Annotated in this window: 23 protein-coding genes and 1 tRNA gene; 5 read left to right on the forward strand and 19 right to left on the reverse strand. The window is 64.4% G+C overall.

The window, feature by feature from the left end; all coding sequences use genetic code 11:
• Positions 1-3: 3 nt before the first annotated feature.
• From ACW5CM_RS12335 to ACW5CM_RS12355, 5 genes are all read right to left on the reverse strand, one after another.
• Complete coding sequence (locus tag ACW5CM_RS12335) at positions 4-1,806, reverse strand: acetolactate synthase large subunit (protein WP_438254754.1); 1,803 nt, start codon at positions 1,804-1,806, stop codon at positions 4-6.
• A 70-nt stretch (positions 1,807-1,876) separates the two neighbouring features.
• Positions 1,877-3,592: a dihydroxy-acid dehydratase gene (gene ilvD, locus ACW5CM_RS12340; protein WP_438254756.1), complete on the reverse strand. Its 1,716-nt coding sequence runs from the start codon at positions 3,590-3,592 to the stop codon at positions 1,877-1,879.
• Between the two features lie 9 nt (positions 3,593-3,601).
• Entirely contained in the window at positions 3,602-4,399 is a 798-nt protein-coding gene (gene otsB, locus ACW5CM_RS12345) for a trehalose-phosphatase (protein ID WP_457125157.1), read from the reverse strand.
• A 35-nt stretch (positions 4,400-4,434) separates the two neighbouring features.
• The gene (locus tag ACW5CM_RS12350) at positions 4,435-5,847 is read right to left on the reverse strand and encodes an alpha,alpha-trehalose-phosphate synthase (UDP-forming) (RefSeq protein ID WP_438254759.1); all 1,413 of its coding nucleotides are present in this window, start codon (positions 5,845-5,847) and stop codon (positions 4,435-4,437) included.
• 40 nt (positions 5,848-5,887) lie between these two features.
• The gene (locus ACW5CM_RS12355) at positions 5,888-7,123 is read right to left on the reverse strand and encodes an MFS transporter (RefSeq protein WP_457125158.1); all 1,236 of its coding nucleotides are present in this window, start codon (positions 7,121-7,123) and stop codon (positions 5,888-5,890) included.
• A gap of 140 nt (positions 7,124-7,263) precedes the next feature.
• Here ACW5CM_RS12355 and ACW5CM_RS12360 point away from each other — a divergent pair, with 140 nt between their 5' ends.
• Positions 7,264-7,560 (forward strand): hypothetical protein, encoded by a 297-nt coding sequence (locus ACW5CM_RS12360; protein ID WP_438254762.1) that lies wholly within the window; start codon positions 7,264-7,266, stop codon positions 7,558-7,560.
• A 13-nt stretch (positions 7,561-7,573) separates the two neighbouring features.
• Here ACW5CM_RS12360 and ACW5CM_RS12365 read toward each other — a convergent pair whose 3' ends face one another.
• From ACW5CM_RS12365 to ACW5CM_RS12375, 3 genes are read right to left on the reverse strand one after another with little or no spacing between them, the layout of a single operon-like run.
• Positions 7,574-8,752 carry an acetyl-CoA C-acetyltransferase gene (locus ACW5CM_RS12365; RefSeq protein ID WP_438254763.1) on the reverse strand — a complete coding sequence of 393 codons (1,179 nt, stop codon included), beginning with the start codon at positions 8,750-8,752 and terminating at the stop codon, positions 7,574-7,576.
• Positions 8,749-9,402 carry a CoA transferase subunit B gene (locus tag ACW5CM_RS12370; RefSeq protein ID WP_438254764.1) on the reverse strand — a complete coding sequence of 218 codons (654 nt, stop codon included), beginning with the start codon at positions 9,400-9,402 and terminating at the stop codon, positions 8,749-8,751. The genes ACW5CM_RS12365 and ACW5CM_RS12370 overlap by 4 nt, the downstream gene beginning before the upstream one ends.
• Position 9,403: 1 nt before the next feature.
• The gene (locus tag ACW5CM_RS12375; RefSeq protein WP_438254765.1) at positions 9,404-10,192 is read right to left on the reverse strand and encodes a CoA transferase subunit A; all 789 of its coding nucleotides are present in this window, start codon (positions 10,190-10,192) and stop codon (positions 9,404-9,406) included.
• Between the two features lie 104 nt (positions 10,193-10,296).
• On the opposite strand from ACW5CM_RS12375, the gene ACW5CM_RS12380 reads away from it, so the two are divergent.
• Positions 10,297-11,082 (forward strand): IclR family transcriptional regulator, encoded by a 786-nt coding sequence (locus tag ACW5CM_RS12380; RefSeq protein ID WP_438254766.1) that lies wholly within the window; start codon positions 10,297-10,299, stop codon positions 11,080-11,082.
• A 3-nt stretch (positions 11,083-11,085) separates the two neighbouring features.
• Here the strand turns inward: ACW5CM_RS12380 and ACW5CM_RS12385 are convergent, their stop codons facing one another.
• Genes ACW5CM_RS12385 through ACW5CM_RS12425 form a run of 9 tightly spaced genes read right to left on the reverse strand, consistent with a single transcriptional unit; the run spans position 11,086 to position 19,744 of the window.
• The gene (locus ACW5CM_RS12385; protein WP_457125159.1) at positions 11,086-11,994 is read right to left on the reverse strand and encodes an alpha/beta fold hydrolase; all 909 of its coding nucleotides are present in this window, start codon (positions 11,992-11,994) and stop codon (positions 11,086-11,088) included.
• A complete protein-coding gene (locus ACW5CM_RS12390) occupies positions 11,991-12,743 on the reverse strand; it encodes a 3-hydroxybutyrate dehydrogenase (RefSeq protein ID WP_438254770.1) in 753 nt (250 codons plus the stop codon). The genes ACW5CM_RS12385 and ACW5CM_RS12390 overlap by 4 nt, the downstream gene beginning before the upstream one ends.
• Positions 12,736-13,467 (reverse strand): TetR/AcrR family transcriptional regulator, encoded by a 732-nt coding sequence (locus tag ACW5CM_RS12395; protein ID WP_438254771.1) that lies wholly within the window; start codon positions 13,465-13,467, stop codon positions 12,736-12,738. Before ACW5CM_RS12395 ends, ACW5CM_RS12390 begins: the two co-directional genes overlap by 8 nt.
• A complete protein-coding gene (locus ACW5CM_RS12400; protein WP_457125160.1) occupies positions 13,460-15,010 on the reverse strand; it encodes a class I adenylate-forming enzyme family protein in 1,551 nt (516 codons plus the stop codon). The genes ACW5CM_RS12395 and ACW5CM_RS12400 overlap by 8 nt, the downstream gene beginning before the upstream one ends.
• Positions 15,010-16,152, reverse strand: a complete 1,143-nt coding sequence (locus ACW5CM_RS12405; RefSeq protein WP_457125161.1) for a branched-chain amino acid ABC transporter permease — start codon at positions 16,150-16,152, stop codon at positions 15,010-15,012. The genes ACW5CM_RS12400 and ACW5CM_RS12405 overlap by 1 nt, the downstream gene beginning before the upstream one ends.
• Positions 16,152-17,027 carry a branched-chain amino acid ABC transporter permease gene (locus ACW5CM_RS12410; RefSeq protein ID WP_438254773.1) on the reverse strand — a complete coding sequence of 292 codons (876 nt, stop codon included), beginning with the start codon at positions 17,025-17,027 and terminating at the stop codon, positions 16,152-16,154. The genes ACW5CM_RS12405 and ACW5CM_RS12410 overlap by 1 nt, the downstream gene beginning before the upstream one ends.
• Positions 17,024-17,734, reverse strand: a complete 711-nt coding sequence (locus tag ACW5CM_RS12415) for an ABC transporter ATP-binding protein (RefSeq protein WP_438254774.1) — start codon at positions 17,732-17,734, stop codon at positions 17,024-17,026. Before ACW5CM_RS12415 ends, ACW5CM_RS12410 begins: the two co-directional genes overlap by 4 nt.
• Complete coding sequence (locus tag ACW5CM_RS12420; protein WP_438254775.1) at positions 17,731-18,522, reverse strand: ABC transporter ATP-binding protein; 792 nt, start codon at positions 18,520-18,522, stop codon at positions 17,731-17,733. Before ACW5CM_RS12420 ends, ACW5CM_RS12415 begins: the two co-directional genes overlap by 4 nt.
• 19 nt (positions 18,523-18,541) lie before the next feature.
• Positions 18,542-19,744, reverse strand: coding sequence for a substrate-binding domain-containing protein (locus ACW5CM_RS12425; protein WP_457125162.1), 1,203 nt, complete (start codon positions 19,742-19,744; stop codon positions 18,542-18,544).
• Between the two features lie 130 nt (positions 19,745-19,874).
• Here ACW5CM_RS12425 and ACW5CM_RS12430 point away from each other — a divergent pair, with 130 nt between their 5' ends.
• On the forward strand, positions 19,875-20,363 hold the full coding sequence (locus ACW5CM_RS12430) for a YbaK/EbsC family protein (protein WP_457125163.1): 489 nt from the start codon (positions 19,875-19,877) through the stop codon (positions 20,361-20,363).
• A 48-nt stretch (positions 20,364-20,411) separates the two neighbouring features.
• On the opposite strand, the gene ACW5CM_RS12435 is transcribed toward ACW5CM_RS12430, so the two are convergent.
• Positions 20,412-20,483: transfer RNA gene (locus ACW5CM_RS12435), tRNA-Lys, on the reverse strand.
• A 104-nt stretch (positions 20,484-20,587) separates the two neighbouring features.
• Between ACW5CM_RS12435 and ACW5CM_RS12440 the strand changes: the two genes are divergently transcribed.
• Complete coding sequence (locus ACW5CM_RS12440; RefSeq protein ID WP_438254780.1) at positions 20,588-21,397, forward strand: inositol monophosphatase family protein; 810 nt, start codon at positions 20,588-20,590, stop codon at positions 21,395-21,397.
• Positions 21,398-21,410: 13 nt separating this feature from the next.
• Complete coding sequence (locus ACW5CM_RS12445; protein WP_438254782.1) at positions 21,411-21,995, forward strand: hypothetical protein; 585 nt, start codon at positions 21,411-21,413, stop codon at positions 21,993-21,995.
• 376 nt (positions 21,996-22,371) lie between these two features.
• On the opposite strand, the gene ACW5CM_RS12450 is transcribed toward ACW5CM_RS12445, so the two are convergent.
• A complete protein-coding gene (locus ACW5CM_RS12450) occupies positions 22,372-22,572 on the reverse strand; it encodes a hypothetical protein (RefSeq protein WP_438254783.1) in 201 nt (66 codons plus the stop codon).
• Positions 22,573-23,202 lie beyond the last annotated feature (630 nt).

Consider the following 23,202-nt stretch of genomic DNA (forward strand, 5'->3'; position numbering starts at 1 on the left):
GGCTCAGATCTCCTCATCGAAGGCGGGTGCGTGGTCACGGGCATACTGCACGTAGTTATTGCTGACACCCTGGGGCACCATCGGCCACACCATCGCGTCGGCCGAGACAACGAAGTCGATGACGACGGGACGATCGTTGGTGTCCAGCGCAAGCTGGATCGCGGCGTCGACTTCCTCTTCCTTCTCCACGCGGATGGCGAGGCATCCGTATGCTTCAGCGAGTTTCACGAAGTCGGGGATTCGGACCGTTCCATGCCCGGTGTTCAGGTCGGTGTTCGAGTGCCGGCCGTCGTAGAACAGCGTCTGCCACTGGCGAACCATGCCCAGCGAGGAGTTGTTGATGATCGCGACCTTGATCGGGATCTTGTTGATGACACAGGTCGCGAGTTCCTGGTTCGTCATCTGGAAGCAGCCGTCACCGTCAATCGACCAGACCGGGCGGTGCGGCTCAGCGACCTTCGCGCCCATCGCTGCCGGAACGGAGTAGCCCATGGTGCCGGCCCCGCCCGAGTTCAGCCAGGCGTTGGGGCGCTCGTACTTGATGAACTGCGCAGCCCACATCTGGTGCTGTCCGACCCCGGCGGCGTAGATGCCCTCGGGACCGGTCAGCTCGCCAATGCGCTTGATCACGTATTGCGGTGCGAGCAGACCATCGCTGGGTTCGGTATAGCCGAGCGGGAATTCGTCGCGCAGACCGTCCAAGTACGACCACCACTCAGCGGTGTCGGGCTTGGCACCATTGATCGCGCCACGGTATGCAGCATCCAGATCGACGAGCACGTCGCGAACATCCCCGACGATGGGCACATCCGCCATGCGAATCTTCGAGATCTCCGCGGGGTCGATGTCGACGTGCACCACCTTCGCATTCGGGGCGAAGAGTTCCGACTTACCGGTCACCCGGTCATCGAAGCGCGCACCGAGCGAGACGAGGAGGTCTGCCTCCTGCAGCGCGAGAACAGCCGGCACCGTGCCGTGCATTCCCGGCATGCCGAGGTGCTGAGGATGCGAGTCGGGGAACGCGCCGCGAGCCATCAGCGTCGTCACCACCGGTGCACCGGTGGATTCTGCGAGCTCGAGCAGTTCAGCGGATGCACGGCCGCGGATCACACCGCCGCCGACGTACAGGACCGGCTTCTTGGCTTCGGCGAGCATTGTCGCCGCGGCCTGGATCTGCTTGCCGTGAGCCTTCGTCACCGGACGATAGCCGGGCAGGTCGATCTTCGGCGGCCACACGAACGGCGCCATGTTCTGCTGCGCATCCTTCGTGATGTCCACCAGCACCGGACCGGGGCGGCCCGTCGAGGCGATCTCGAAGGCGGCAGCAATGGCTCCCGGGATGTCGGCGGCATCCTTCACAAGGAAGGAGTGCTTGGTCACCGGCATCGTGATGCCGACGATGTCGGCTTCCTGGAACGCATCCGTTCCCATCAGCGTCGAGAACACCTGACCGGTGATCGCCACGATCGGCACCGAGTCCATGTACGCGTCAGCGATGGCTGTGACCAGGTTGGTCGCGCCGGGTCCGGACGTCGCGATGCAGACGCCGACGCGGCCGGATGCCGAGGCATAGCCCTCCGCAGCGTGACCGGCTCCCTGCTCGTGGCGAACCAGGATATGGCGAAGCTTGTCGGTGTCCATCAGCGGGTCGTAGACCGGCAGGATCGCACCACCGGGAAGACCGAACACGTCGGTGACGCCCAGCAGCTCCAGCGAGCGGACGACAGCTTCTGCGCCGCTCATTTCGGGCGGCGTGGACTTCGAGGATGGTGGCCGCGGCACGGCCGAAGCAGAATCAGCAGTCATGATTTTCCTTGATGATCTGATTGTTTCGTCAGGATCGGACCGACGTGCGGTCCCTGAGCCTGCCGAAGGATCAACCCGTCGTCGCGCCTTGGGCAGCGGAGCGGACGAGGGCTGCGTACTTGGCAAGAACGCCACGGGTATAGCGCGGGGGAAGCGGTTCCCAGCCAGAGCGGCGGGAGGCGAGCTCTGCGTCGTCGACGAGTAAGTCAAGAGAGCGAGCTGCGATATCGACCCGTATCAGATCACCATCGCGCACGAAGGCAATGGGACCTGCGTCCACTGCTTCGGGTGCTATGTGGCCGATGCACAGGCCGGTTGTGCCGCCTGAGAATCGTCCGTCAGTCAAGAGTAGTACATCTTTTCCGAGACCCGCGCCCTTGATGGCCGCCGTGATGGCGAGCATCTCACGCATGCCCGGTCCACCCTTGGGACCTTCATAGCGGATGACGATGACAGTGCCTGATTCGATCTCGCCGTTGGCAACGGCATCCATCGCCGCGCGCTCGCGTTCGAACACACGGGCGGGTCCCTCGAAGACCGTCGCGTCGAAGCCGGCTGTCTTCACGACAGCGCCTTCCGGTGCGAGCGAGCCGTGCAGAATCGTCAGACCGCCGGTTGCGTGGATCGGGTTGTCGAAGGTGTGGATGACATCACCATCGATCGGTCCGGGGTTCAACTCCGCCAAGTTCTCGGCCAAGGTCTTGCCCGTCACGGTGAGGGCGTCACCGTGCAGGAGTCCCTCGTCGAGCATCGCCTTCATGATCACCGGGATGCCGCCGTGCCGATCGACATCGTTCATGACGTACTGCCCGAACGGCTTCATGTCTGCGACATGCGGAACCTTGTCGCCGATGCGGTTGAAGTCGTGCAGCGTCAGATCCACATCGGCCTCACGGGCGATCGCGAGGAGGTGCAGAACGACGTTCGTCGAACCGCCCAGTGCCATCGCCAGAGCGATCGCGTTCTCGAATGCTTCCTTCGTCAGGATGTCGCGGGTCGTGATCCCCTGACGCAGCAGGTTGATCACCGCCTCACCGGAGCGGTGCGCATAGTAGTCACGGCGTCGATCGGCAGCGGGCGGTGCAGCAGATCCGGGAAGGCTCAGCCCGAGCGCCTCGGCGACGGATGCCATCGTGTTGGCGGTGTACATACCGCCACAGGCACCCTCACCGGGGGCGATCGCACACTCGATGCGCTTGAGGTCTTCCTCGCTCATGAGGCCGGCACGGCAGGCGCCGACGGCTTCGAACGAGTCGATGATCGTGACGTCCTTCTCGGTGCCGTCCGAGAGCTTCACCCAGCCGGGGGCGATGGAGCCCGCGTACAGGAACACGCTGGACAGATCCAGGCGAGCGCTGGCCATGAGCATGCCGGGGATCGATTTGTCGCAGCCGGCCAGCAGCACGCTGCCGTCGAGGCGCTCAGCCATCATGACCGTCTCGACAGAGTCGGCGATCACCTCGCGCGAAACGAGCGAGAAGTGCATGCCCTCGTGCCCCATCGAGATGCCGTCCGAGACGGAGATGGTGCCGAACTGCAACGGGTAGCCGCCGCCGGAATGCACGCCTTCCTTCGCGCCCTGCGCGAGACGATCAAGGCTCAGGTTGCAGGGCGTGATCTCGTTCCAACTGGACGCGATGCCGATCTGCGGCTTGTCCCAGTCAGCATCACCCATGCCGACGGCGCGGAGCATTCCGCGCGAGGTCGTGGCCTCGATGCCGTCGGTGACGACACGGCTGCGGGGTTTAATGTCAATGGAAGCGTGTGAAGGATCGTGCGAGGACATGACGGCAGTCTATTCCCGACCGGCGGCGCGCTCGGACGCCAACGCCTCTAGAAGAAGCGCGATCTGTTGTGGAGTGTCCACACGCAAAGTTGCCGCAGACTCCCCCGCCCCGACACGAACCCCCAGATCATCACCGCGAAGCACCGTCATCGCGTCCTCATCGGTGACGTCATCACCCGCGAAGAGGATGCCCGTGGCGTTGAAGTGATCGCGCAGCACACTCATCGCCAGGTCCTTGCCCTCGATCCGTGACGAGAACTCGAGCACGCGATGACCTGCGCGGCGTCGCCAGTGCGGGAAGCGCTCAGCGGTGAGGGCATCGATCTCGGCGAATACCTCAGCCTCGACCTCAGGCGTCGCCCGGCGGGTATGAATGCCCATGCCGAAGGTTTTGGGTTCCAGCTCAACCCCCTCGAAACGCTCGACGATCGGTCGCGCCGCGGCCCACAGCTGCTCATTCGCGGCCTGGTCTGCGATCACGCCGGGCGCTTCGGCGTCTCCGGTGCCGGGAAACCAGTACTGCGCACCGTGGGATCCGGCCAGGGCGAACGGCGAGTCGGCCGTATGTTCGCTGATCTCCTTCAGATCGTGCATGCTGCGTCCCGACACATACGCGACGGAGGTATCCGGCAACGCTGCCAGCGTGCTCAGCTGTGCCTTCACTTCTGGCAGCGCTCGCGCGGACATCGGCTCGACGACCAGCGGTGAAGCCGTGCCGTCGAAATCGAGCGCGATCAGCAACCGCGGTGTGCGGGCGATAGCGCGCAACGCCGCGTCAGCGGAACCGGGGATCCAGGTGCGAGTCATCATTCTTCTCCTCGTCGATTCTCAGCAATTGCCACTCAGGTGCGCGCTGCACGGGCGTTTGCCAGGGCTTCCAGGAACGATGACGACCACGCGTTGACGTCGTGCTCGAGCACCCGGCGGCGCAGCGATCGCATTCGCTTGCTCTGCTCGGCGCGCGGCATCTCCACGGCCGTCATGATGGCGTCTTTGAGGTCTTCGATGTCGTGCGGATTGACGCGCACGGCCTGGCGCAACTCGTCGGCGGCCCCGGTGAACTCGCTGAGTACCAGTGCGCCTCTGTTGTCGGCGCGTGTCGCGACGTACTCCTTCGCAACGAGGTTCATGCCGTCCCGGAGTGCTGTGACCAGCATGACGTCCGCCGCCAGATACAAAGCCACCATCTCCTCTCGGGGGAAGGCCTGGTGCAGATAACGGATCGCCGAGTGATCCATCGTGTCGGTGTCGCCGTTGATGCGCCCGACGGCGAGTTCGATCTCGTCCCGCAGTTGCACGTAGGCGTCGACTCGTTCTCGGCTAGGGCTCGCGACTTGCACGAGCGTGGCGTCCTCGACCTTCAGCCGCCCTGCGTCGAGAAGCTCGCCGTATGCCTTGATCCGGTGCAGGATGCCCTTGGTGTAATCCAGTCGGTCCACCCCCAGCAGAATGGTCTTCGGATTGCCGAGACTCTCGCGGATCTCTGCTGCCCTGGCCTGAACCTCGGGCTTCTCGATGAGCTCGAGATAGGGCGCCGTGTCGATCGAAATGGGGAATGCCTTGGCGATGACCGTGCGTGTCTGTTCGTCCACGGGCACGCTGATGGTGGTCGCCTTGGTGTCGTACTTGAGTCTGCGACGAACCGCCGCGACGAAGTAGCTCGCATCCTGTGCACGCTGGAATCCGATCACGTCAGCGCCCAGCAGACCGCGCAGCACCTGATCGCGCCACGGCAACTGTGCGTACAGGCCATGCATCGGGAACGGGATGTGGTGAAAATAGCCGATTGTGACATCGGGTCGCAGAGCACGCACCATCTGCGGGACCAGCTGCAACTGGTAATCGTGCACCCAGACCGTGCCGTTCTGGGCGACGGCCTCGGCCGCTGCCTCAGCGAAACGGCGGTTCACGGTGACGTAGGAGTCCCACCACTCCCGGTGATACTGCGGGGGCGCGATCACATCGTGATAGAGCGGCCAGATCGTATCGTTGGCAAAGCCTTCGTAGTATTCCGCCACTTCTCGAGCAGACAGCCGGATCGGAATGAGCCGGATGCCATTCGCTTCAAAGGGCTCCAACGCGAGATCGGCCTGTCCACCCCAGCCGACCCAGGCGCCGTCGACCTGATGCATCACCGGCTCGAGCGCGGCGACCAGTCCCCCGGGCGATGTCCGCCAGGTCTCTGCCCCGTCCGGGCCCACCACCCGATCGACGGGAAGTCTGTTTGCGACGACGACGAAATCTGCGGTGGCCATGGTGACTCCTCACACAGGGGCTCCGTGCCCCGCTCTTAGGCTAGCCACTTCGGGAGCGCACGCGGCTCAGATACCAGTTGATGACCCCGGCGATGAAGGCAATAGCTGCGGCGATCATCGGCAGAAGCAGCGCCGCAGACGTGCCGAGGCTCTCGGCGATCTCCCCCGTGACGGCGGCGCCGATCGACTGTCCGACGATCACGCCGGAGCCCAGCATCGTCATCACCGTCGCCGAACGGCCGAGCGGACTGCGCGCAGCTCCGAAGCTGTACTGGGTCACCAGAGTCGGGCCGATCCCGATGCCCATCACGGCAAGCACCACCATCATCGCGGCAGGCGTGTCGACGGCGCCGAGGAAGACGGATCCGATCAGCAGAATGCCTGAGAACACCAACCAGCGCGCCCGCAGCGAGAACCGTGGTGGTAGCCAGGCCACAGCGAGTGCCAGGATCGCCGAGCCGATTCCCATGACACCGTAAAGCACTCCTGCCTGTTCGGAAGCACCCCGATCTGCCATGAACGATGTCAGCGCGGTCAGCATCGTTCCGAAGAACATACCCACCCCCAAGATCCCCACGACCACGACGAGCAGTTGGGGCCGAAAGAGCTCGGATGCCCGGGAGGGCGCACGGCCGTCCGCATCGCGATCCTGAGAGATGCTGCGGCCGCTGGGGTGCAGTGCGAAGGTGCCGACGAACACCACGGTCAGCACGGCAGCGCCGATCAGCGGCGCCCACGGCGCGATCCAGGAGGCCACGATGCCGACGACGAACGGACCGAAGACGAACACCGTTTCGTCGGCTGCTGATTCGTACGCCATGGTCGAGGAGACGGTGCGCACCCGAACAGGTTCCGGCATCCGCTCGTTGATGATCGCGACAAGTCGTGAGCGCGACATCGGCGCGACCTGCGGAGCTGTGGCGCCGATGCCGACGGCGGCGAGCAGAATGAGAGCGTCAATCGATGTCGTATAGACGACAGCGGTGAAGACCACGAGCATCGCGCCATTGGCTACGGCGAGGATCACCAGCACCGGACGCTGCCCGAACCGGTCGGCTGCGCCTCCGAGCAGAGGCCCGAAGCATGCCGTGCCCAGTCCGACAGCAGCCGATGTCAGGCCGCCCAGAGAAAGGGAACCGCTGACCGAGACGACGAGGGTAAGTACTCCGACGACCATCATCGCAAAGGGAAGTCGCGCGATGAACGCGATCAGGAAATAGGGAAGGCCCGCCTCGCGGAGCAGGCTGGCAGAAGCGGGTGCGTGTGTTCTCGTCATGACTCTCACGCACCCGAGGATGCGGGATCCGGTGCCGCCGCTGTCCGTCAGAGTGCCGACGGCCGGTAGTTACACAGCTACAGCGCCGAAGCGCCGATGTCATTCTACCGGTGCCACCTGAGCGCAGGTAGGTTGGAGCCATGCGCTACCTCTTCAGCACAGGCCTCATCGGAGCGATCACGGCCGGTGTGTCAATGCTCCGTGGCACACGAGAAACGCCAGTCACCTGGCGCGCGGTACTCGCGTGGATCAGCTGGGGCATCACCCTCGCCCTGGCGGTCGGTGCGGCTATCGACCTCAACCGCGAGAATCGGGGCGTCCCCATTGCGGAGGACTCCCCGCTCGCGATGAAGCAGGCGAAGAAGGCTCAGAAGGAACAGGCCAAGGCCCAGAAGGAGCAGGCCAAGGCGCTGAAAGAGGCTCAACGCTTGCGCTGAGCCCCTCCCGCAATCAGCGCGTGAGGATCAGCGCTTCACCCTGACCGCCGCCGCCGCACAGTCCGACAGCTACCGTTCCGCTGCCGCGCCGGGCGAGTTCGTGAGCCATGTGCACGACCAGCCGGTTGCCGGAAACTCCGATCGGATGCCCGATCGCGATTCCGCCACCGTGGACGTTCACGATGTCACTTGTCACGCCGAGTTCGGTCTGCGAGCGGGCAACGACGGCACCGAACGCCTCGTTGATCTCGACGAGGTCGAGATCGGCGGCAGTGATGCCCTGCTTCTCGAGCGCACGGTTGATTGCCTGCGCCGGCTGCGCCTGCAGCGAGTTGTCCGGACCAGCGGTCTGACCGCTCGCGCCGATGACGGCGAGCACCGGCCACCCATTGGCCTCGGCGTTCTCTCGTGTGGTCACCACGACGGCGGAGGCGCCATCGGAAATCTGCGAAGAGTTTCCGGCAGTGATCGAACCGCCCTCGGCGAACGCCGCGCGCAGCCGGCTGAGCGTCTCGATCGTCGTGTCCGGTCGGATGCCTTCGTCCTGGGTAATGACAAGAGCATCACCCCGACGCTGCGGAACTTCGACCGGGACGATCTCGGCGTCGAAGGCACCGCTGGCCTGACCGGCGGCAGCACGCTGGTGCGAGAGGGCCGCAACTTCGTCCTGTGCCTGGCGGGTGAGCTCGAACCGCCCGTTATGGCGTTCGGTCGACGCACCCATGCTCTCTTTGTCATATGCGTCGGTCAAGCCGTCGTAGGCCATGTGGTCGAGCACCTCGACGCTGCCGTAGGTCCACCCATCCCGAGATCCCATCAGCAGGTGCGGTGCGCGCGTCATCGATTCCATGCCCGCCGCGACGACCGTCGTCGCGTCGCCGGTGCGAATCATCCGTGCCGCATCGATGATGGCAGTCAGGCCCGACAGACAGACCTTGTTTACGGAGTGTGCGGGCACGTCCCAGCCCAGTCCGGCGCCGATCGCCGCCTGGCGGGCGGCGTTCTGACCGGAGCCGGCAGCCAACACCTGCCCGACGATCACCGCGTCGACGGAGGTCGGTTCGATGGATGCCTGCGCGAGCGCGCCTTTGATGGCGAATGCGCCCAACTGGGGTGCGGTGAATGGGGCCAGCTGTCCTTTCAACCGCCCCTGGGGCGTGCGTGCTGCGGCGACGATGACGATGTCGATCATGATTGCTCCTTCAGATCCGGTGCGAGGGTCAGCGGCGGTTCAGTGGCATCGATAACTTCCTGAACGCTCACACCTGGCGCAGTTTCGACGAGGACGAGACCTGCATCGGTCACATCGATGACGGCGAGGTCGGTGATGATGCGGTGCGCCACTCCCCTGCCGGTCAGCGGCAGAGAGCACTCGTTGACGATCTTCGCGGAGCCGTCCTTTGCCACGTGCTCCATGAGGATGATCAGGCGTCCGGCACCGTGGACAAGATCCATCGCCCCACCCGGTCCCTTGACCATCTTTCCCGGGATCATCCAGTTCGCGAGGTCCCCGGTGGCCGACACCTGCATGGCGCCGAGAATGGCGGCATCGATCTTGCCGCCGCGGATCATTGCGAAGCTGGTCGCCGAGTCGAAGAATGCGGTGCCGGGCAGAGTCGTGACCGTCTCTTTGCCGGCATTGATCAGGTCGGGATCGACCGCGTCTTCTGTCGGGTACGGTCCGACACCGAGGATGCCGTTCTCTGACTGCAGGACGACAGTGACGTCCTCCGGCACGTAGTTCGGCACGAGTGTCGGCAGGCCGATGCCGAGGTTCACATACGAGCCGTCGGTCAGCTCTTGGGCGGCGCGGGCCGCCATCTGCTCACGGGTGAGTGCCATGTCAGGCCCCTTCCTTCGCCGTGTCGGGTTTCGAAACGGTGCGCCGTTCGATGCGCTTTTCAATGTCGGTGCCGACCTCGACGATGCGGTGGACGAACACCCCAGGCAGATGGATGCTGTCCGGATCGATCTCGCCGGGCTCGACCAGTCGCTCCACCTGAGCGATGCAGACGCGGCCGGCCATCGCGGCGATCGGGTTGAAGTTGCGCGCAGCCTTGTTGAAGACGAGGTTGCCGTGTCGATCCCCCATGAGCGCATGCACGATCGAGAAGTCCGTGGTGATGGCCTCCTCCAGCACGAAGTCCTTCGGTGTGCCGTCGACGTCAAAGGATCGCACGTCCTTCTTCGGCGAGGCCACAGCGATCGAACCGTCCGGGTTGTAGCGGCGTGGCAGTCCGCCCTCGGCGACCTGTGTGCCGACACCGGTCTGTGTGTAGAAGGCCGCGATCCCTGAGCCGCCGGCGCGCAGCTTCTCGGCGAGCGTTCCCTGCGGCGTGAGCTCCAACTCGAGCTCACCGGAGAGGAACTGCCGTTCGAACTCCTTGTTCTCGCCGACGTAGGACGAGGTCATCTTGCGGATTCGCTGCGCGTTGAGCAGGATGCCGAGCCCCCAGTCGTCGACACCGCAGTTGTTGCTGACGATGCTCAGGTCTGCGGTCCCCTGCGCCAGCAGCGCCTCGATGAGCGCAATCGGGTTGCCGGACAGGCCGAACCCGCCAACGGCAAGGGACGAGCCGTCCGAGATGTCAGCGACGGCTTCGGCGGATGAAGCCCATTCTTTATCGATCACGCAGCGCTCCTTCGTGTGAGGTCTTCCTCCAGCATCCGCCTTTTGGTTCACCATCAGAACACCAATCTTGCGATATGGGCGATCTCGCCGGTAGTGTCCACATTATGGACACCACTCGCACCGTACCCGGCGCGCAGGCGATTGCACGTGCGGCTCGACTGCTGCGATTGGTCACGGCATCCGGCGAGGGAGGGGCAGCGCTGCAGGAGCTCGCGCAGCAGGCTGATCTGACACGCTCCACAACGCACCGACTGCTGAGCGCCCTGCGCGCCGAAGGCCTCGTCGATCGCGATGAAGAGAGTGCTCGATGGATGCCGGGACCGGAGCTGTTCCTGATGGGATCAGTGGCGGCGGCTCGGTACGACGTCACTGCGCTGGCGAAAGATATCGTCCGCTCCCTTGCTGTCAAGACCGAAGAAAGCGCGTTCCTCTCGGTGCGCAGAGCGGATGAGACCGTCTGTCTGCTGCGCGAGGAGGGCTCGTTCCCGATCCGCTCCTTCGTCCTGAGCGAAGGTGTGCGGTTTCCCCTCGGAGTCGCCAGCGCCGGACTCGCGATCCTGTCGTTCCTGCCTGACCACGATGTGGATGCCTATTTCGACCGCCATCCGGAGCTGGCCGACCGCTGGGGCACAGCGCACGGCGCTCGCCGGATGCGCAAACGACTCAGCGAGACGAAGGAACGCGGCTATTCACTGAATCCTGGCCTCATCGTCTCGGGCAGTTTCGGCATGGGTGCTGCCGTCTTCGATCGGGCTGGCAGAGCGGAGTGGGCGCTGAGTCTGACCGGCGTGGAGTTCCGATTCGGACCAGATCGCACGGCGCAGCTCGGACGCACGCTGCTCGCGCATGCCCATCAACTCTCCTCACGGATCGCGAGCGTTCGGCGCTGATGCTCAGGCGCTGACAGCGCTGGCCGCCGCACGAACCAGGGGTGCCAGTTGCCTCGCTCCGCGCTCGCTCATCACCACCGTGTAGTGATTGAGTCCGCCCAGGTGCTGATGCACAATCGATGGGTGCGCGGCGAGCACCTGCGCACGATGGGCAGGCGGGTACAGACCTGGCTCCTCGTTCTGCAGACCGCGCGGCACGCTGATGAACAGCGTCTGGTGGTGCAACTGGGCAAGTGCCGCTGACAGGGCGTTACCGAGATTCAGATCCACGGTGTCTTCGACCGTGGTCTGGTAGCTCGTGGCGGGGCGATATCCGTCGCCGTCCGCGCAGAGATCGTAGGCGATGTAACGTTCGAGGGCCGCGCTCCAGTCGCTGCTGAATGCCGGATGACCGCGCCAGAAGACGTCGATGTACTCATCCACGCTCGTCCAGCGGCGTGACAGCCGCTCAGCTGTCGGGCCGAGGATCAGCGTCACCAACTGCTCAGGAGCGACATCCGCGGGGACATCGAGCGGCAGTCCACCGTCGACCAGGATCAGCTGCTGCACGCGCGCGGCGTGCCGATGCGCAAGAACGACGGCGACGAAACCACCCATCGAGTGACCGATGACCGCGACAGCACCGACGCCGACAGCATCCAGAACAGCAACGAGATCGTCGGCGTGCGCGCTCATCCCTGCCGGCCCCTCGATCGCGTTGCTCCGACCCCGACCACGCAGGTCAGGTGCGACGACCCGGACACCGGGCAGTTCTGCCACGAGGAACTCCCACGCCAGATGTGACGCCGTCACACCGTGGATCGCGAGCACGGTGGGGATCTCCCCTGTGGTTCCCTGAGGATCCCAGATCCCCACGCGAAGATTACCGCCCGCGACCGGGACATCGATGGTCCGATAGGTGTGCGTGTTCATCGTGAGGTCCATCCGCCATCCATCGTGTACGAAGCTCCGGTGACCATCGCGGCATGCGGCGAGGCGAGCCAGCCGGCAAGGGATGCGACCTCGGATGGGTCGACCAGACGCTTGATCGCACTCTCGGTGAGCATGACCTTTTCGATCACTTCGCTTTCGGGAATGCCATGCACGGCAGCCTGATCGGTGATCTGTTTCTCGACGAGCGGGGTGCGCACATAGCCGGGGTTGATGCAGTTACTGGTGACACCGTGTGCGCCTCCCTCCAGCGCTGTCACCTTAGACAGCCCCTCCAGTCCGTGCTTGGCCGCAACATACGCGGATTTGAACGGGCTGGCGCGCAGGCCGTGCACGCTAGACACATTGATGATGCGCCCCCACCCACGCTCGTACATGCCGGGCAGCGCCGCACGGATCAGCAGGAACGGGGCCTCCAGCATGATGCGCTGGATGGTGCGGAACGCATCCGGATCGAACTCGGCGATGGGACTCACCCGCTGGATGCCGGCGTTATTCACCAGGATGTCCGCATCCAACTGAAGATCATCCAACGCTCTGGTGTCAGAAAGATCGACTTCCCACACGTCGCCGCCGATCTCGGCGGCACTGGCCTCGGCTGCTGCCCCGTTCAGATCCGCGATGGTCACCTGCGCACCACGCGCTGCAAACTCTCGGGCGCAGGCCAGGCCGATCCCGCTCGCGCCACCGGTGATGACGGCACGCCGTCCGGCAAGATCCTGTTCAGCCATTCCCGCGCTCCTTCTCCCCCGTTGCCGGTTCGTCTCCCGTTGCCACGTCGCTCGCTGCTGTCGATGACCGCGGGCGCAGGGCGTTTCCGACGAAGCGGCTCATTCCCTCGATCACGGCGGCGTCGATCTCGGCAGGCGGGTGCCCATCCGCATCGCGTTCCCACAGCAGGTAACGCATGCCGATTAGCTCGCCCGCGCCCATCAGCGCCCACGCGGCTACCTCCGGGTCCAGCGCCTCGTCGACGTCTCCGGCTGATTGAGCAGCGCGGAGCCCGGCGTGATAGCCGTCGACGATGCGCTCATAGTGCAGTCGCAACGTCGCCGGGGAGACGAACTCGGCTTCTCTGACGACCCGATAGAGGGCTGGGTGCGCGGCGGTGAAACGGAAGAATCCCTCGAAACCGAGCCGTTCGGCTTCGATTCTGTTCTGGGCACCTGCCATCGACTCAGACATCGAATGACGTACCCGCGAGTTCAGGTCGATCACGAGCGCCTCGAAGATCGTTTGCTTGCTGTCGAAGTACAGGTAGAAGGTGCCGAGCGCGACGCCTGCGCCTTCAGTGATCTTTACGATTGATGCTTCGTGATAGCCAAGGTCGGCGAAGACGCCCTCGGCAGCCTCAAGGAGCTTGCGTCTGGTCGCCTCGCCGCGTTTGGTCAGCGGACGCCCTGTTGCCGGAGAAACGAATGTCTCGGGGGTGGCGGTATCGACCGTTTCAGCCATGAGCGTTCTCTTCCTCTCGCGCGGCGATGACCTGCATGGCCACTGCCCGCAGGGTTGTACGGGCGACTTTATCGATGGTCAGCCTCGGCAGCTCGTCGACGAAAACGATCTGCGCCGGCAGTTTGAATGCCGCAAGCTTCTCCCTGGCGAAGGCGTGCAATTCGTCGCTGGAAAGCGGTTGACGGGCAACGACGAAAGCGAAGCCGCGCTCTCCCCACACAGCATCCGGCACACCGACGACGGCCACAGCGCTCACCTGCGGATGCTGGCCGAGCGCCCGCTCGACCTCAGCAGGTGACACGTTCTCGCCGCCCGAAACGTAGATGTCCTTGAGGCGGTCGACAATGCGATAGTTGCCGGAGCCATCTCGGTGCGCAAGATCTCCCGTGCGCAGCCACTCGCCGATGCGAGCTCTGGCCGTCGCAGCCTCATCGTCGAGGTAACCGGCGAATGTGCTGGGTCCGCGCACCCACAGCTCCCCCGTCGCCTCACCCTCGAGCATGAGAGAGGTCTCAACATCCGCCAAACAGACATCGACGAACGGATAGGGACGTCCGACAGTGCCGGAATGCGCGGTGAGTTGATCAGCCGGCAGCGCGAGCACATTGGGTCCGGCCTCGGTCAATCCGTAGCCCTGGGTGAGGAACACATCACGCGCCGCCCATGTCTCAGCGATCTCAACAGGCATCGTGGCTCCGCCGACGAGCACATCACGAAGCGATGAAAGGTCGGTCGTCGGCCACTCGGCAGACTCCTGAAGCAGACGGTACTGAGTGGGCACACCCATCATCGTGGTGACCTTGCGCTCCCCGATGAGCTGCAGGATTCGTCCCGGCTGGAACGACCGCTCCAGAACGACGGTCGCGCCGGACCACCATGCCAGCAGCGGTTGCACATTCCAGGCGGCGACGTGGTGCTGAGGCAACATCGACAGCACGACGTCATCGGCGCGCATCGGCATCGACTGAGCAAGCGCCATATTCGTCCAGAAGCAGTTCGCGTGGGTGAGTACGACTCCCTTCGGAGCAGCTTCACTTCCCGAGGTGTAGATCACCAGCAACGGGTCATCGTCGCGCACCTCACGAGAGGTCACCACCGTGCGAGATCGCGGTGCGTGAACTTCGACCCCGGTGACGCCGAGGAACACATAGGGCGGTGTGTCCGCACTGTCCAGCATCCGCAGCGCCGCTCCGGCGAGGGCGACGTACTCGTCCTCGACGAGCACGAGTGCCGGGTCGCTGCGACGAATCAGATCGGCCAACTCTGTCGGAGTCAGTCGCCAGGACAGCGGCATGAAGCTGATGCCGAGGAAAGCGCAGGCGAAGAACGCCACCACGTGATCGGCTGAGCTTCCTGACACTGTGGCGATGCGCTGGCCCGGCCCGTACCCGGCATCCCGCAGCCGCGCGGCAAGCTGATCTGCTCTGCTGAACAGCGTCTGATAATCCACTGCGACGCCGCGATCATCGATCGCGATCTTCTTCGGATCTGAGCCGGCGCGATCCCGGAGCCATCGCCCCAGGGTGTGGGGTTCATCCATCATCACCGGGCACCAACTTCGGCATCGGCATTCTCACTGTCTTCGAGAGCGCCCAGCGAACCGGCTGCCGCCGCAGGGCTGCCACGGCGTCGGCGCCGCCATCCATCGACGGTTCCAGCGATACCACCGGGCAGGAACATGACGACCAGGATGAACAGCACGCCGAGCAGGAACAGCGGCTCGGACAGCGGGATGCGCAGAAAGTCCGGCAGCGCTTGGATGCCTTCTGCGCGGGCGAGGACGGTGAGTCGCTGGTCGAGGATCGTGTAGAGCACGCCCCCTACGATCGCACCCCATCGGAATCCCACTCCGCCCAACACGACCATCACCAGCACCGTGATGGTCAGATCGGCTCCGACAGCGCTGGGCTGTGTGCCGGACTGCAGCAGCAGATAGGCGACGCCAGCAAGGCTCGCGCACAGCGCTGCGATCACGAAGACCACGAGCTTGGCGCGCGCCGGACGCAGCCCCAGCACCTGCACGCGTAGTTCGTTCTCACGGGCTGCGGCGGCCAGGTGCCCGAGGCGGGACGTGTCGACCCACAGGACGACCAGGTACACCACGACGAGCACGATCAGAGCGAGCCAGTAGAGGTTGCGGGTGTTGATCACGCCCACGAGCCAGTCCGGAACCGGGTCTGTGTTGAGGCCGAGGCCTTCTTCGCCGCCCGTGATCGACTGGTTACGGCGCACGAGCACGGATCCGGCCTGGGCGAATGCCAGGGTGACCATCGCGAACGGGATGCCGTTGACACGCATGGCAACCGCTCCGGTGACCAGTGCGATGACCATGCCGCCGACGAGCGCGACGAACACCCCCTGCCACAGCGGAAGTTCGAACGAGCGCAGGACGATCCCCAACCCGTATGCGCCAGCGCCGAAATACAGGGCATGACCGAAGGAGAGCATGCCGGCGCTGCCGAGCAGCAGGTTGTACGACAGCGCGAGGGCAGCGAACACCATGCACAGCGAGAGCAGGGCGAGCGAGCCTGGTGTGTAGGTCGGCCCGGGAAGGATGCCCGGCAGCGAAAGGTTGAGCAGCGGCAGGATCGCCATCACGACGGCGAGCACAACCCCGATGATCAGGGGGAGGAAGCGCTTGAGCGCCGCGTTCTGCGAGCCTGTTGAAGCGTTAGGACGGGACATTATGCTTTCCTTCCCATCAGTCCTGCCGGTCGGACGAGAAGCACGACCGCCAACAGGATCACGACGATGAAGTCGCCGGTGCCGCCCAGATAGGTGTTGGCGACCTGCTGGAGGACCGCGACAAGAACCGAGGCCACGGCAGCTCCGGTGAGGGATCCGAGACCGCCCACCACCGTGACGATGAATGCGAAGATCAGCAGGGTCGTTCCCAGGTGCGCAGACACGTAGGTCAACGCGTGCATAGCGAGCACACCGCCGATTCCGGCCGCAGCCCCTCCGATTGCGAATACGAGGGTGAAGGATCGGCGGACGTCGATGCCGAGAGCGGTGACCATCGAGCGGTTCTCCACACCGGCACGGATGATCATTCCGTAGCGCGTCTTCTTCAAAAACAGCACGAGACCAGCCAGCACGAGGCCGGCTGCAAGGATCAGCACCCAGTATTTATTCGGGATGCTCGCACCGAGCACATCGGTGGTCTGGCCGAGCCACGACGGTCCCGCCACGGTGATCGCATCCGTTCCCCAGATGCCCTCGAACAGCGCGATCGCGGCGAAGGAGAGGCCCACGGTGACGAGGACCTGTTCGATATGCCGCTCGTAGAGCGGTCGGATCAGCACGAGTTCGGTCAGCGTCGCAAAGACGGCGCCAACCAGCGCGCCCACCAGGATCGAGACGAGGAAACCGAGCCATGTCGTGGCGCCGATGGCCTGGGCGACGGCCCAGCCGACGAAAGCGCTGAGTGTGAGAAAGGCGCCATGGGCGAAGTTCAGCACGTGCATGAGTCCGTAGATGAGGCTCAGGCCACTGGCGACCAGGAAGTAGAGGGCGCCGAGGCCGACGCCGATGACGAGGGTGAGGATGAGCGCGCTCATGCGTGGGCCTCCGCGCTGACACCCAGCAGGCGCCGGGTAAGTGCGGCGTCGTCGAGGATCGCGTTCGCGGGGCCGGTGTGGACGACCCGCCCGCCGGCGATCACGACGGCGCCCGCGGCCAGCTGGCGCACGACCTCAAGATTCTGCTCGACGAGCAGAATCGGCACGGTCTTGGCTGCTTCGGCCAAGGCCTCGGCCACCTCGTGCACGATTTTGGGGGCGAGACCCTTGGTGGGCTCATCAACCAGGATGATGCGATTGTCGTTGAGCAGCGCTCGCGCAACGGAGACCATCTGCTGCTGCCCGCCGGAGAGCGTGCCGGCGCGCTGGTCACGGCGCTGGACCAGATCGGGGAACAGGCTGGCGATGAAATCATGACGCGGCTCGCGCTGGCGTTCGGCGAGTGCGAGGTTCTCTGCGACGGTGAGGCCGGCGAAGACCTCACGGTCTTCGGGAACGTAGCCGACCCCGCGTTGCACGATCTTGTGCGTGGGAAGATTATCGATCCGCTCTCCCTCGAGCAGCACCTCACCTCGACGGGTGATGAGTCCGAGGATGCCGCGCAACGTCGACGTCTTACCGACACCATTTCGCCCCAGCACAGCGGTGATACCAGTGGCTGGGACGTCGAACGAGATGTCCTCGATGACCTGTTGGCCGGCGATCGATGCGCGAAGTGATCGCACCTGAAGGATCGGGTCGGTCATGCTGTCGTCCCCGTTCCGAGATACGCGCTCTGCACGGTGGGGTTCTCCATGATCTTCTGGGGTGTGTCAAGAGCGATGATCGTGCCGAAGTACATGACGGCGACCAGATCCACCAGCCCCATGAGCACATCGATGTGGTGTTCGACCATCAGCACGGTGCATCCGCTTTCGCGTTGCATTGCCCGGATGTTTTCTACGAGCCCCGCGACGTCGCCGGAAGCGACACCTGCCATCGGCTCATCGAGCAGTACGAGACGGGAGTCGGTGGCCAGTAGCGAGGCGATCTCCAGCTTGCGCTTGTCACCGTGGCTGATGTCACCGGCCAGGGTATCCAGTCGGTGGCCGAGTCCGACCTGCTCGAGGACGGCGATGGCGTGAGCGGTGGCTGAGTCATCACGCCGCGGGAACTTCAGCAGGGAGTAGCTTCCGCCCTGCGCCGATTGAGCGGCGATGCGGACGTTCTCGAGGATCGAGAGTTTCGGAAACAGACTGGAGGTCTGAAAGGTGCGCCCCAGCCCCGCCCGTGCGCGTTTCGGCACGGACAGGGCAGCGATATCTTCACCGTCGAGGAGAATTCGGCCCGCTGTGGGCTTGATCACTCCTGATATCGCGTTGAACAGCGTGGTTTTGCCGGCGCCGTTCGGACCGATCACGCCGACGAGGGCGCCCGGTGCGATATCGAGATCGACGTCTTTGAGGATCGTCGCTCCGCCGATCTGAAGGCCGAGCCCTTCGACGCGCAGGGCGGCGCCGGTTGTTTTCTTCACAGGCAGGACTGGGGTGCTCATCGGTTGCTTCGCCTTCCGCTTAGGGTGCGACGTCAGCAGGCGCGGCCGTGTCGACGAGTTCTGCGACGAATCCGTCACCGTCGACGATCAGCTTGGCCTGGTACATCTCCTGCAGCAGCGCGTGGTCGTCTGCACGCACGGTGGTCGTGCCCTTCGGCCCCTCGAATTCGAAGCCTTCGAGAGCTGCGATCATGGCATCGACGTCACCGGCTCCCTCTTTCACAGCCTGCACGAGCATGATCGCCGCGTTGAAGCCGTCGGGGCTGAACAGGTCGACCGTTCCGCCCGCCGACTCGATCGCTTCGATCATCGCGGTGTTGACCTCGTTTTCCGGTCCGCCCGGGAAGTAGTGGTTCAGGAAGTTGATCTGCTCGGATGCTTCGCCGTAGGCGCCGAAGGTCGCGGCGTCGCCGAGCCCGGTGACAACCGGGACGGTCTCCAGCACGCCCTGCTGGCTCATCGCCTGCCACATGGCGCCGGAGGTGGCACCGGCCCAGGCGACGAACACAAGGTCCGGCTCAGCGCTGAGCACCTGCTGCGCGAACGGGGTGAACTCGGTAACGTCTTCTGCCACGAGCACCGGGGTGACTGTCGCACCCTGGGCGCCGAGGATCGCCTCGACGGCGGCGACGTTGCCCTGTCCGAAGGCATTGTTCTGCGCGAATACGGCGATGGACTTGCCGTTGATGTCGTCGAGGAATGTACCGGCAGTTGCGACGTCCTGGGCGGATTGACGTCCGGAGCGGAACGTGTACTCATTCACCCCGGTGATAGCGTCCGCGGCGGCGGGCCCGGAGATGAACAGCACCTTGTTCTGCGCGGCCTGTTCTGCCATGGCCAGAGCGACGCCCGAGGAGGCGCTGCCGAGGAGGATGTTCACGCCCTCGCCGATGAGCTGCTTGGCGGCGGTGACCGCTGTGTCGGGGTCACCGGCGTCGTCGCGGTACTCGATCGTGATCTTGGTTCCGTCGATCTCACCGGTGCCGTCCGTGGCGTAGTCGAGACCGGCCTTGAACGCGTCGAGGTACTGCTTGCCGTACCCGGCCAGTGGCCCGGTCTCGCTCGTGATGACGCCGGCAGTGATCTCGGCTACGGAGCCACCGTCGTCGCCGCCCGCGTCGCCTCCGCCGGAGCCAGCACCTGCCTGCGGCGCGCATGCCGACAGAACGAGGGCGGCCGCGGCCACCACCGAGCCCAGGAGTAACTTCTTTGAAACTCGCATGTGAATGCCTCTCACCGTTGGAAGGAATTGCTGCTTAACCTGAAAGCTGATTCAGGTTTCTTGAACTGTAATTTGTGCGACCGCTTTCGTCAAGCGCGACCCACACGGTGCCCTTCGCTACGGTGGAGCGATGAGCGCATCGTTGAACCTCCCGGAACGCAGCAAGATCGTCAAGCAGCACCTCGAATCTGCCGATGTCACCACCGAGATCCGAGTGTTGCCGGATTCAGCGCGCACCGCCGCAGAAGCCGCCGCTGCGATCGGTTGCAAGATTGCCGCGATCGCCAACAGTCTGGTTTTCCTCGCGGACGGCGCACCCGTTCTCGTGATGACCAGCGGTGGTCACCGCGCTGATTTCACCGTGCTCGCCGAGAACATCGGGGTCGCCAGCATCACGATGGCGCCGGCATCCGTTGTTCGTGAAGCGACCGGGCAGGCGATCGGCGGAGTCGCACCCGTCGGGCATCCCGCGCCCATTCGCACCTTCGTCGATGAGGCGCTTGAGTCCTACCCCGAAATCTGGGCCGCTGCAGGTCACCCGCACACGGTGATGCCGTTGACGTTCGCTCAGCTGTGCGCTGTCACTGGCGGTACCGTGATTGCTGTCACACGGGGATAGAAAGCGAAAAAGCCTCGAAGACTGGCGAGAGTCTTCGAGGCTAATCCGTGCACCCCCCCGGGCTCGAACCGGGAACCCATTGATTAAGAGTCAATTGCTCTGCCATTGAGCTAGAGGTGCGTGGCTGGGGATTTCCCCGGCCGAGGAATAACATTACCAGCGATCCCGACGCATGCGAAATCGAGCCGGGATCGGCGTGGCGCGACGCCCAGTATCCTGAGATGGTGACCGATTCCCCCGCCTCGAACGCGTTGACCCGAGACCTCGAACTTGCGCTCAAACTCGCGGATGCTGCCGACCTGCAGTCGCTGCCGCGCTTTGATGCCGCAGACCTGAAGATCTCGACGAAAGATGATCGTTCACACGTCACCGACGCGGATCTGGCGACCGAGCGGGCCATCCGTGCCCTGCTTGCTTCTGAACGCCCAGAGGACGGCATCTTCGGCGAGGAGTACGGTGCGGTGGGAAGCACCCACCGGCAATGGATCATCGATCCGATCGACGGCACCGCGAACTTCATGCGTGGCGTTCCTCTGTGGGGCACCATGATCGCTCTGGCCATCGATGGTGTGCCGCAGGTCGGGGTTGTCAGCATGCCGGCGCTGGGCCGCCGCTGGTGGGCCTCAACGGGCGCCGGCGCTTGGACCGCGACGGATGCTGAGCCTCGTCGCCTGGAGACCTCGACGGTGTCCGCGATCGATGATGCAGCGGTGAGCTTTCAGAGCATCACTCAGTGGACCGACGCCGGGCACCAGAGCGCGCTGCTGCGCGTCGCCGATCGAGTCTGGCGGGATCGCGCCTACGGTGATGTGTACGCTTACATGCTGCTGGCAGAGGGTCGGCTCGAGATGGTGGCCGAGTTCGACGTCAAGGAATATGACATCGCAGCGGCTGTCCCTATCGTCCGTGAGGCCGGAGGCGCGTTCACGTCCTTCGACGGCGTCGACACCATCTCCGATCGTTCTTCCCTGGCTACCAACGGCATCCTTCACGAGGCGTTCCTCGAGTTGACGCATCCACCGACCACCACTTGACCTGAAGGCTGAGATGATCCCCCGCATCCCGCTTGCTGCCGCAGCAGTCGCTATCACCCTGCTGCTGGCCGCGTGCTCCCCCGCTGCCGAACCGCCCACGGAGCCGGAGACTGAACCGTCCTCATCCAGTCCGGCTGCCGCGGTGCCCGCTGACGCACCCTCAGCACAGCCCGCTCCAACGGCGACCGTCGAACCCAATGAGACGCTCGCTGAGCCCACCTGCGAGACGATCATCTCCGAGAGCACCGTGGCCGCGTTCGGTGAACATGGCTGGACGTACGAAGCCGATGGCTTCCGACTCGGAGCCGATCTGGTCGACAACGGCATCCAGTGCGTCTGGGGCGACTACACCGTAGCCTCCGATCACGTCCAGATCTTCGGATGGGCACCGCTGGATACCGAAGCATCCATTGCCGCCCAGGAGAAGCTGATCGGCGAAGGCTGGCTGCGGGCCGACAGCGAGGGCCGCAACCTCATCACGGAACAGCATGCGTTCTCCCCGGATGAAGAGGGTTTCGGAATGACCTACGAATTCGGTGACGGCTGGGTCATTGTCGCCGACACCAAGCAGGGACTGCTCCTGCTCGACTGGCAGTAGGTCCCGGCAATCCGACGCGAAAGGCCGCTCCTCAACGAATACTGAGGAGCGGCCTTTTCGCAGTGACAGCGGCGATTCCGCCGAAGACGTACGCACCACTCCTTACGCAGCTCGGCGCACCACTTGTTGTCACTTATCGACGACACAGCGACACCGCATACCCGCGGCTCGACCCACCAACCGTCCCCGCCTTGCGGACTTTTGTCCGAGAGCGTGGGGACAAATGATATTTCCTACACGGCCCCGATGATGCTGTCGTGATGCGCGACGTTCCGGGCGGTTGGGCGTGTCCAGAGTGTGGGCATGTGCAGTAGGCGCAGGGCGTGGAGATGCCGCCCGAGTTCAATGGCCCGATCATCCGAGGGTGGTGAGGTTGTCAGCGCGATTCCTGTCGGCGTGCTTTGATCTCCCTGCCGAGCTGGATGCCGCCAGCGACGACGATCAGAAGCCCGACAACGATCGTTGCGATACGGACCCAGACATCAGCGTCAGGGAAGAACAGGACCGTTGAGGCGAAGAGGAACGTCGCCGCGACGAAATACCAGACGGCGACCTGGGGCGCGTTGCGTGAACTCATGACGTGACTGGACCTTCCGTGAGGGACAGGATCATTCGATGCTACGCACGGTCATTGATGGCGCACATCCCCCACAAGACGGATATTTGCCAGCCATGCACTGCGGATGAGCCCGTGATGAACGATGCTGGGGCGATGGCAGCGATCATCCCGTTCCCATGATGGAGATGCGCCTGCGGCCTCCTGGCCGTGTCAGACGCTGACCTAGAGAAGCGCTACGACGACGCGCACCCGGTACACGAAGGCCCGAGACATCCCGAGCGCATGACCTTCACGCGGGGGAGGCGCGAATACGTCGGGCGCTGATCTGTCTGGGCCTCCGTGCCCGGCGGAGTGACGCACCCTCCGGCTGCCTTCTCCTGACCCGCTAACCCCAGCGGGTCTAGCTCAACTCCCCACCGCTGAACTACATCCGAGAGTATGCACAATCGCTGGATAAATCCTGATCATTAGCAAGCGATTATCCGTGAGTACGCGTACGGGCACGACGAAAGCCCCCACCGACCCGAAGGCTAGGTGGGGGTCTTTCCGTAGTTCGGAGGGAGATCTAAGCAGGCGTCAACGCGCGGTGGGTTGAGACCGCGTTCCGCGCGTTTGCGCGCTGCTGTTACTTCCGGACTCTACGTCCAA

The organism is Microbacterium wangyouchuni, from assembly GCF_054072595.1.

Bases quoted from the DNA above. Each gene is read 5' to 3' on its own strand.
- ACW5CM_RS12415 (WP_438254774.1), bottom strand. From the start codon at position 17,734: ATGACCGACCCGATCCTTCAGGTGCGATCACTTCGCGCATCGATCGCC.
- ACW5CM_RS12400 (WP_457125160.1), bottom strand. From the start codon at position 15,010: ATGATGGATGAACCCCACACCCTGGGGCGATGGCTCCGGGATCGCGCC.
- ACW5CM_RS12430 (WP_457125163.1), top strand. From the start codon at position 19,875: ATGAGCGCATCGTTGAACCTCCCGGAACGCAGCAAGATCGTCAAGCAG.
- ACW5CM_RS12425 (WP_457125162.1), bottom strand. From the start codon at position 19,744: ATGCGAGTTTCAAAGAAGTTACTCCTGGGCTCGGTGGTGGCCGCGGCC.
- ilvD (WP_438254756.1), bottom strand. From the start codon at position 3,592: ATGTCCTCGCACGATCCTTCACACGCTTCCATTGACATTAAACCCCGC.
- ACW5CM_RS12360 (WP_438254762.1), top strand. From the start codon at position 7,264: ATGCGCTACCTCTTCAGCACAGGCCTCATCGGAGCGATCACGGCCGGT.
- ACW5CM_RS12355 (WP_457125158.1), bottom strand. From the start codon at position 7,123: ATGACGAGAACACACGCACCCGCTTCTGCCAGCCTGCTCCGCGAGGCG.
- ACW5CM_RS12450 (WP_438254783.1), bottom strand. From the start codon at position 22,572: ATGAGTTCACGCAACGCGCCCCAGGTCGCCGTCTGGTATTTCGTCGCG.
- ACW5CM_RS12445 (WP_438254782.1), top strand. From the start codon at position 21,411: ATGATCCCCCGCATCCCGCTTGCTGCCGCAGCAGTCGCTATCACCCTG.
- ACW5CM_RS12385 (WP_457125159.1), bottom strand. From the start codon at position 11,994: ATGAACACGCACACCTATCGGACCATCGATGTCCCGGTCGCGGGCGGT.
- ACW5CM_RS12380 (WP_438254766.1), top strand. From the start codon at position 10,297: ATGGACACCACTCGCACCGTACCCGGCGCGCAGGCGATTGCACGTGCG.
- ACW5CM_RS12370 (WP_438254764.1), bottom strand. From the start codon at position 9,402: ATGGCACTCACCCGTGAGCAGATGGCGGCCCGCGCCGCCCAAGAGCTG.
- ACW5CM_RS12335 (WP_438254754.1), bottom strand. From the start codon at position 1,806: ATGACTGCTGATTCTGCTTCGGCCGTGCCGCGGCCACCATCCTCGAAG.
- otsB (WP_457125157.1), bottom strand. From the start codon at position 4,399: ATGACTCGCACCTGGATCCCCGGTTCCGCTGACGCGGCGTTGCGCGCT.
- ACW5CM_RS12405 (WP_457125161.1), bottom strand. From the start codon at position 16,152: ATGTCCCGTCCTAACGCTTCAACAGGCTCGCAGAACGCGGCGCTCAAG.
- ACW5CM_RS12420 (WP_438254775.1), bottom strand. From the start codon at position 18,522: ATGAGCACCCCAGTCCTGCCTGTGAAGAAAACAACCGGCGCCGCCCTG.
- ACW5CM_RS12410 (WP_438254773.1), bottom strand. From the start codon at position 17,027: ATGAGCGCGCTCATCCTCACCCTCGTCATCGGCGTCGGCCTCGGCGCC.
- ACW5CM_RS12365 (WP_438254763.1), bottom strand. From the start codon at position 8,752: ATGATCGACATCGTCATCGTCGCCGCAGCACGCACGCCCCAGGGGCGG.
- ACW5CM_RS12390 (WP_438254770.1), bottom strand. From the start codon at position 12,743: ATGGCTGAACAGGATCTTGCCGGACGGCGTGCCGTCATCACCGGTGGC.
- ACW5CM_RS12395 (WP_438254771.1), bottom strand. From the start codon at position 13,467: ATGGCTGAAACGGTCGATACCGCCACCCCCGAGACATTCGTTTCTCCG.
- ACW5CM_RS12350 (WP_438254759.1), bottom strand. From the start codon at position 5,847: ATGGCCACCGCAGATTTCGTCGTCGTCGCAAACAGACTTCCCGTCGAT.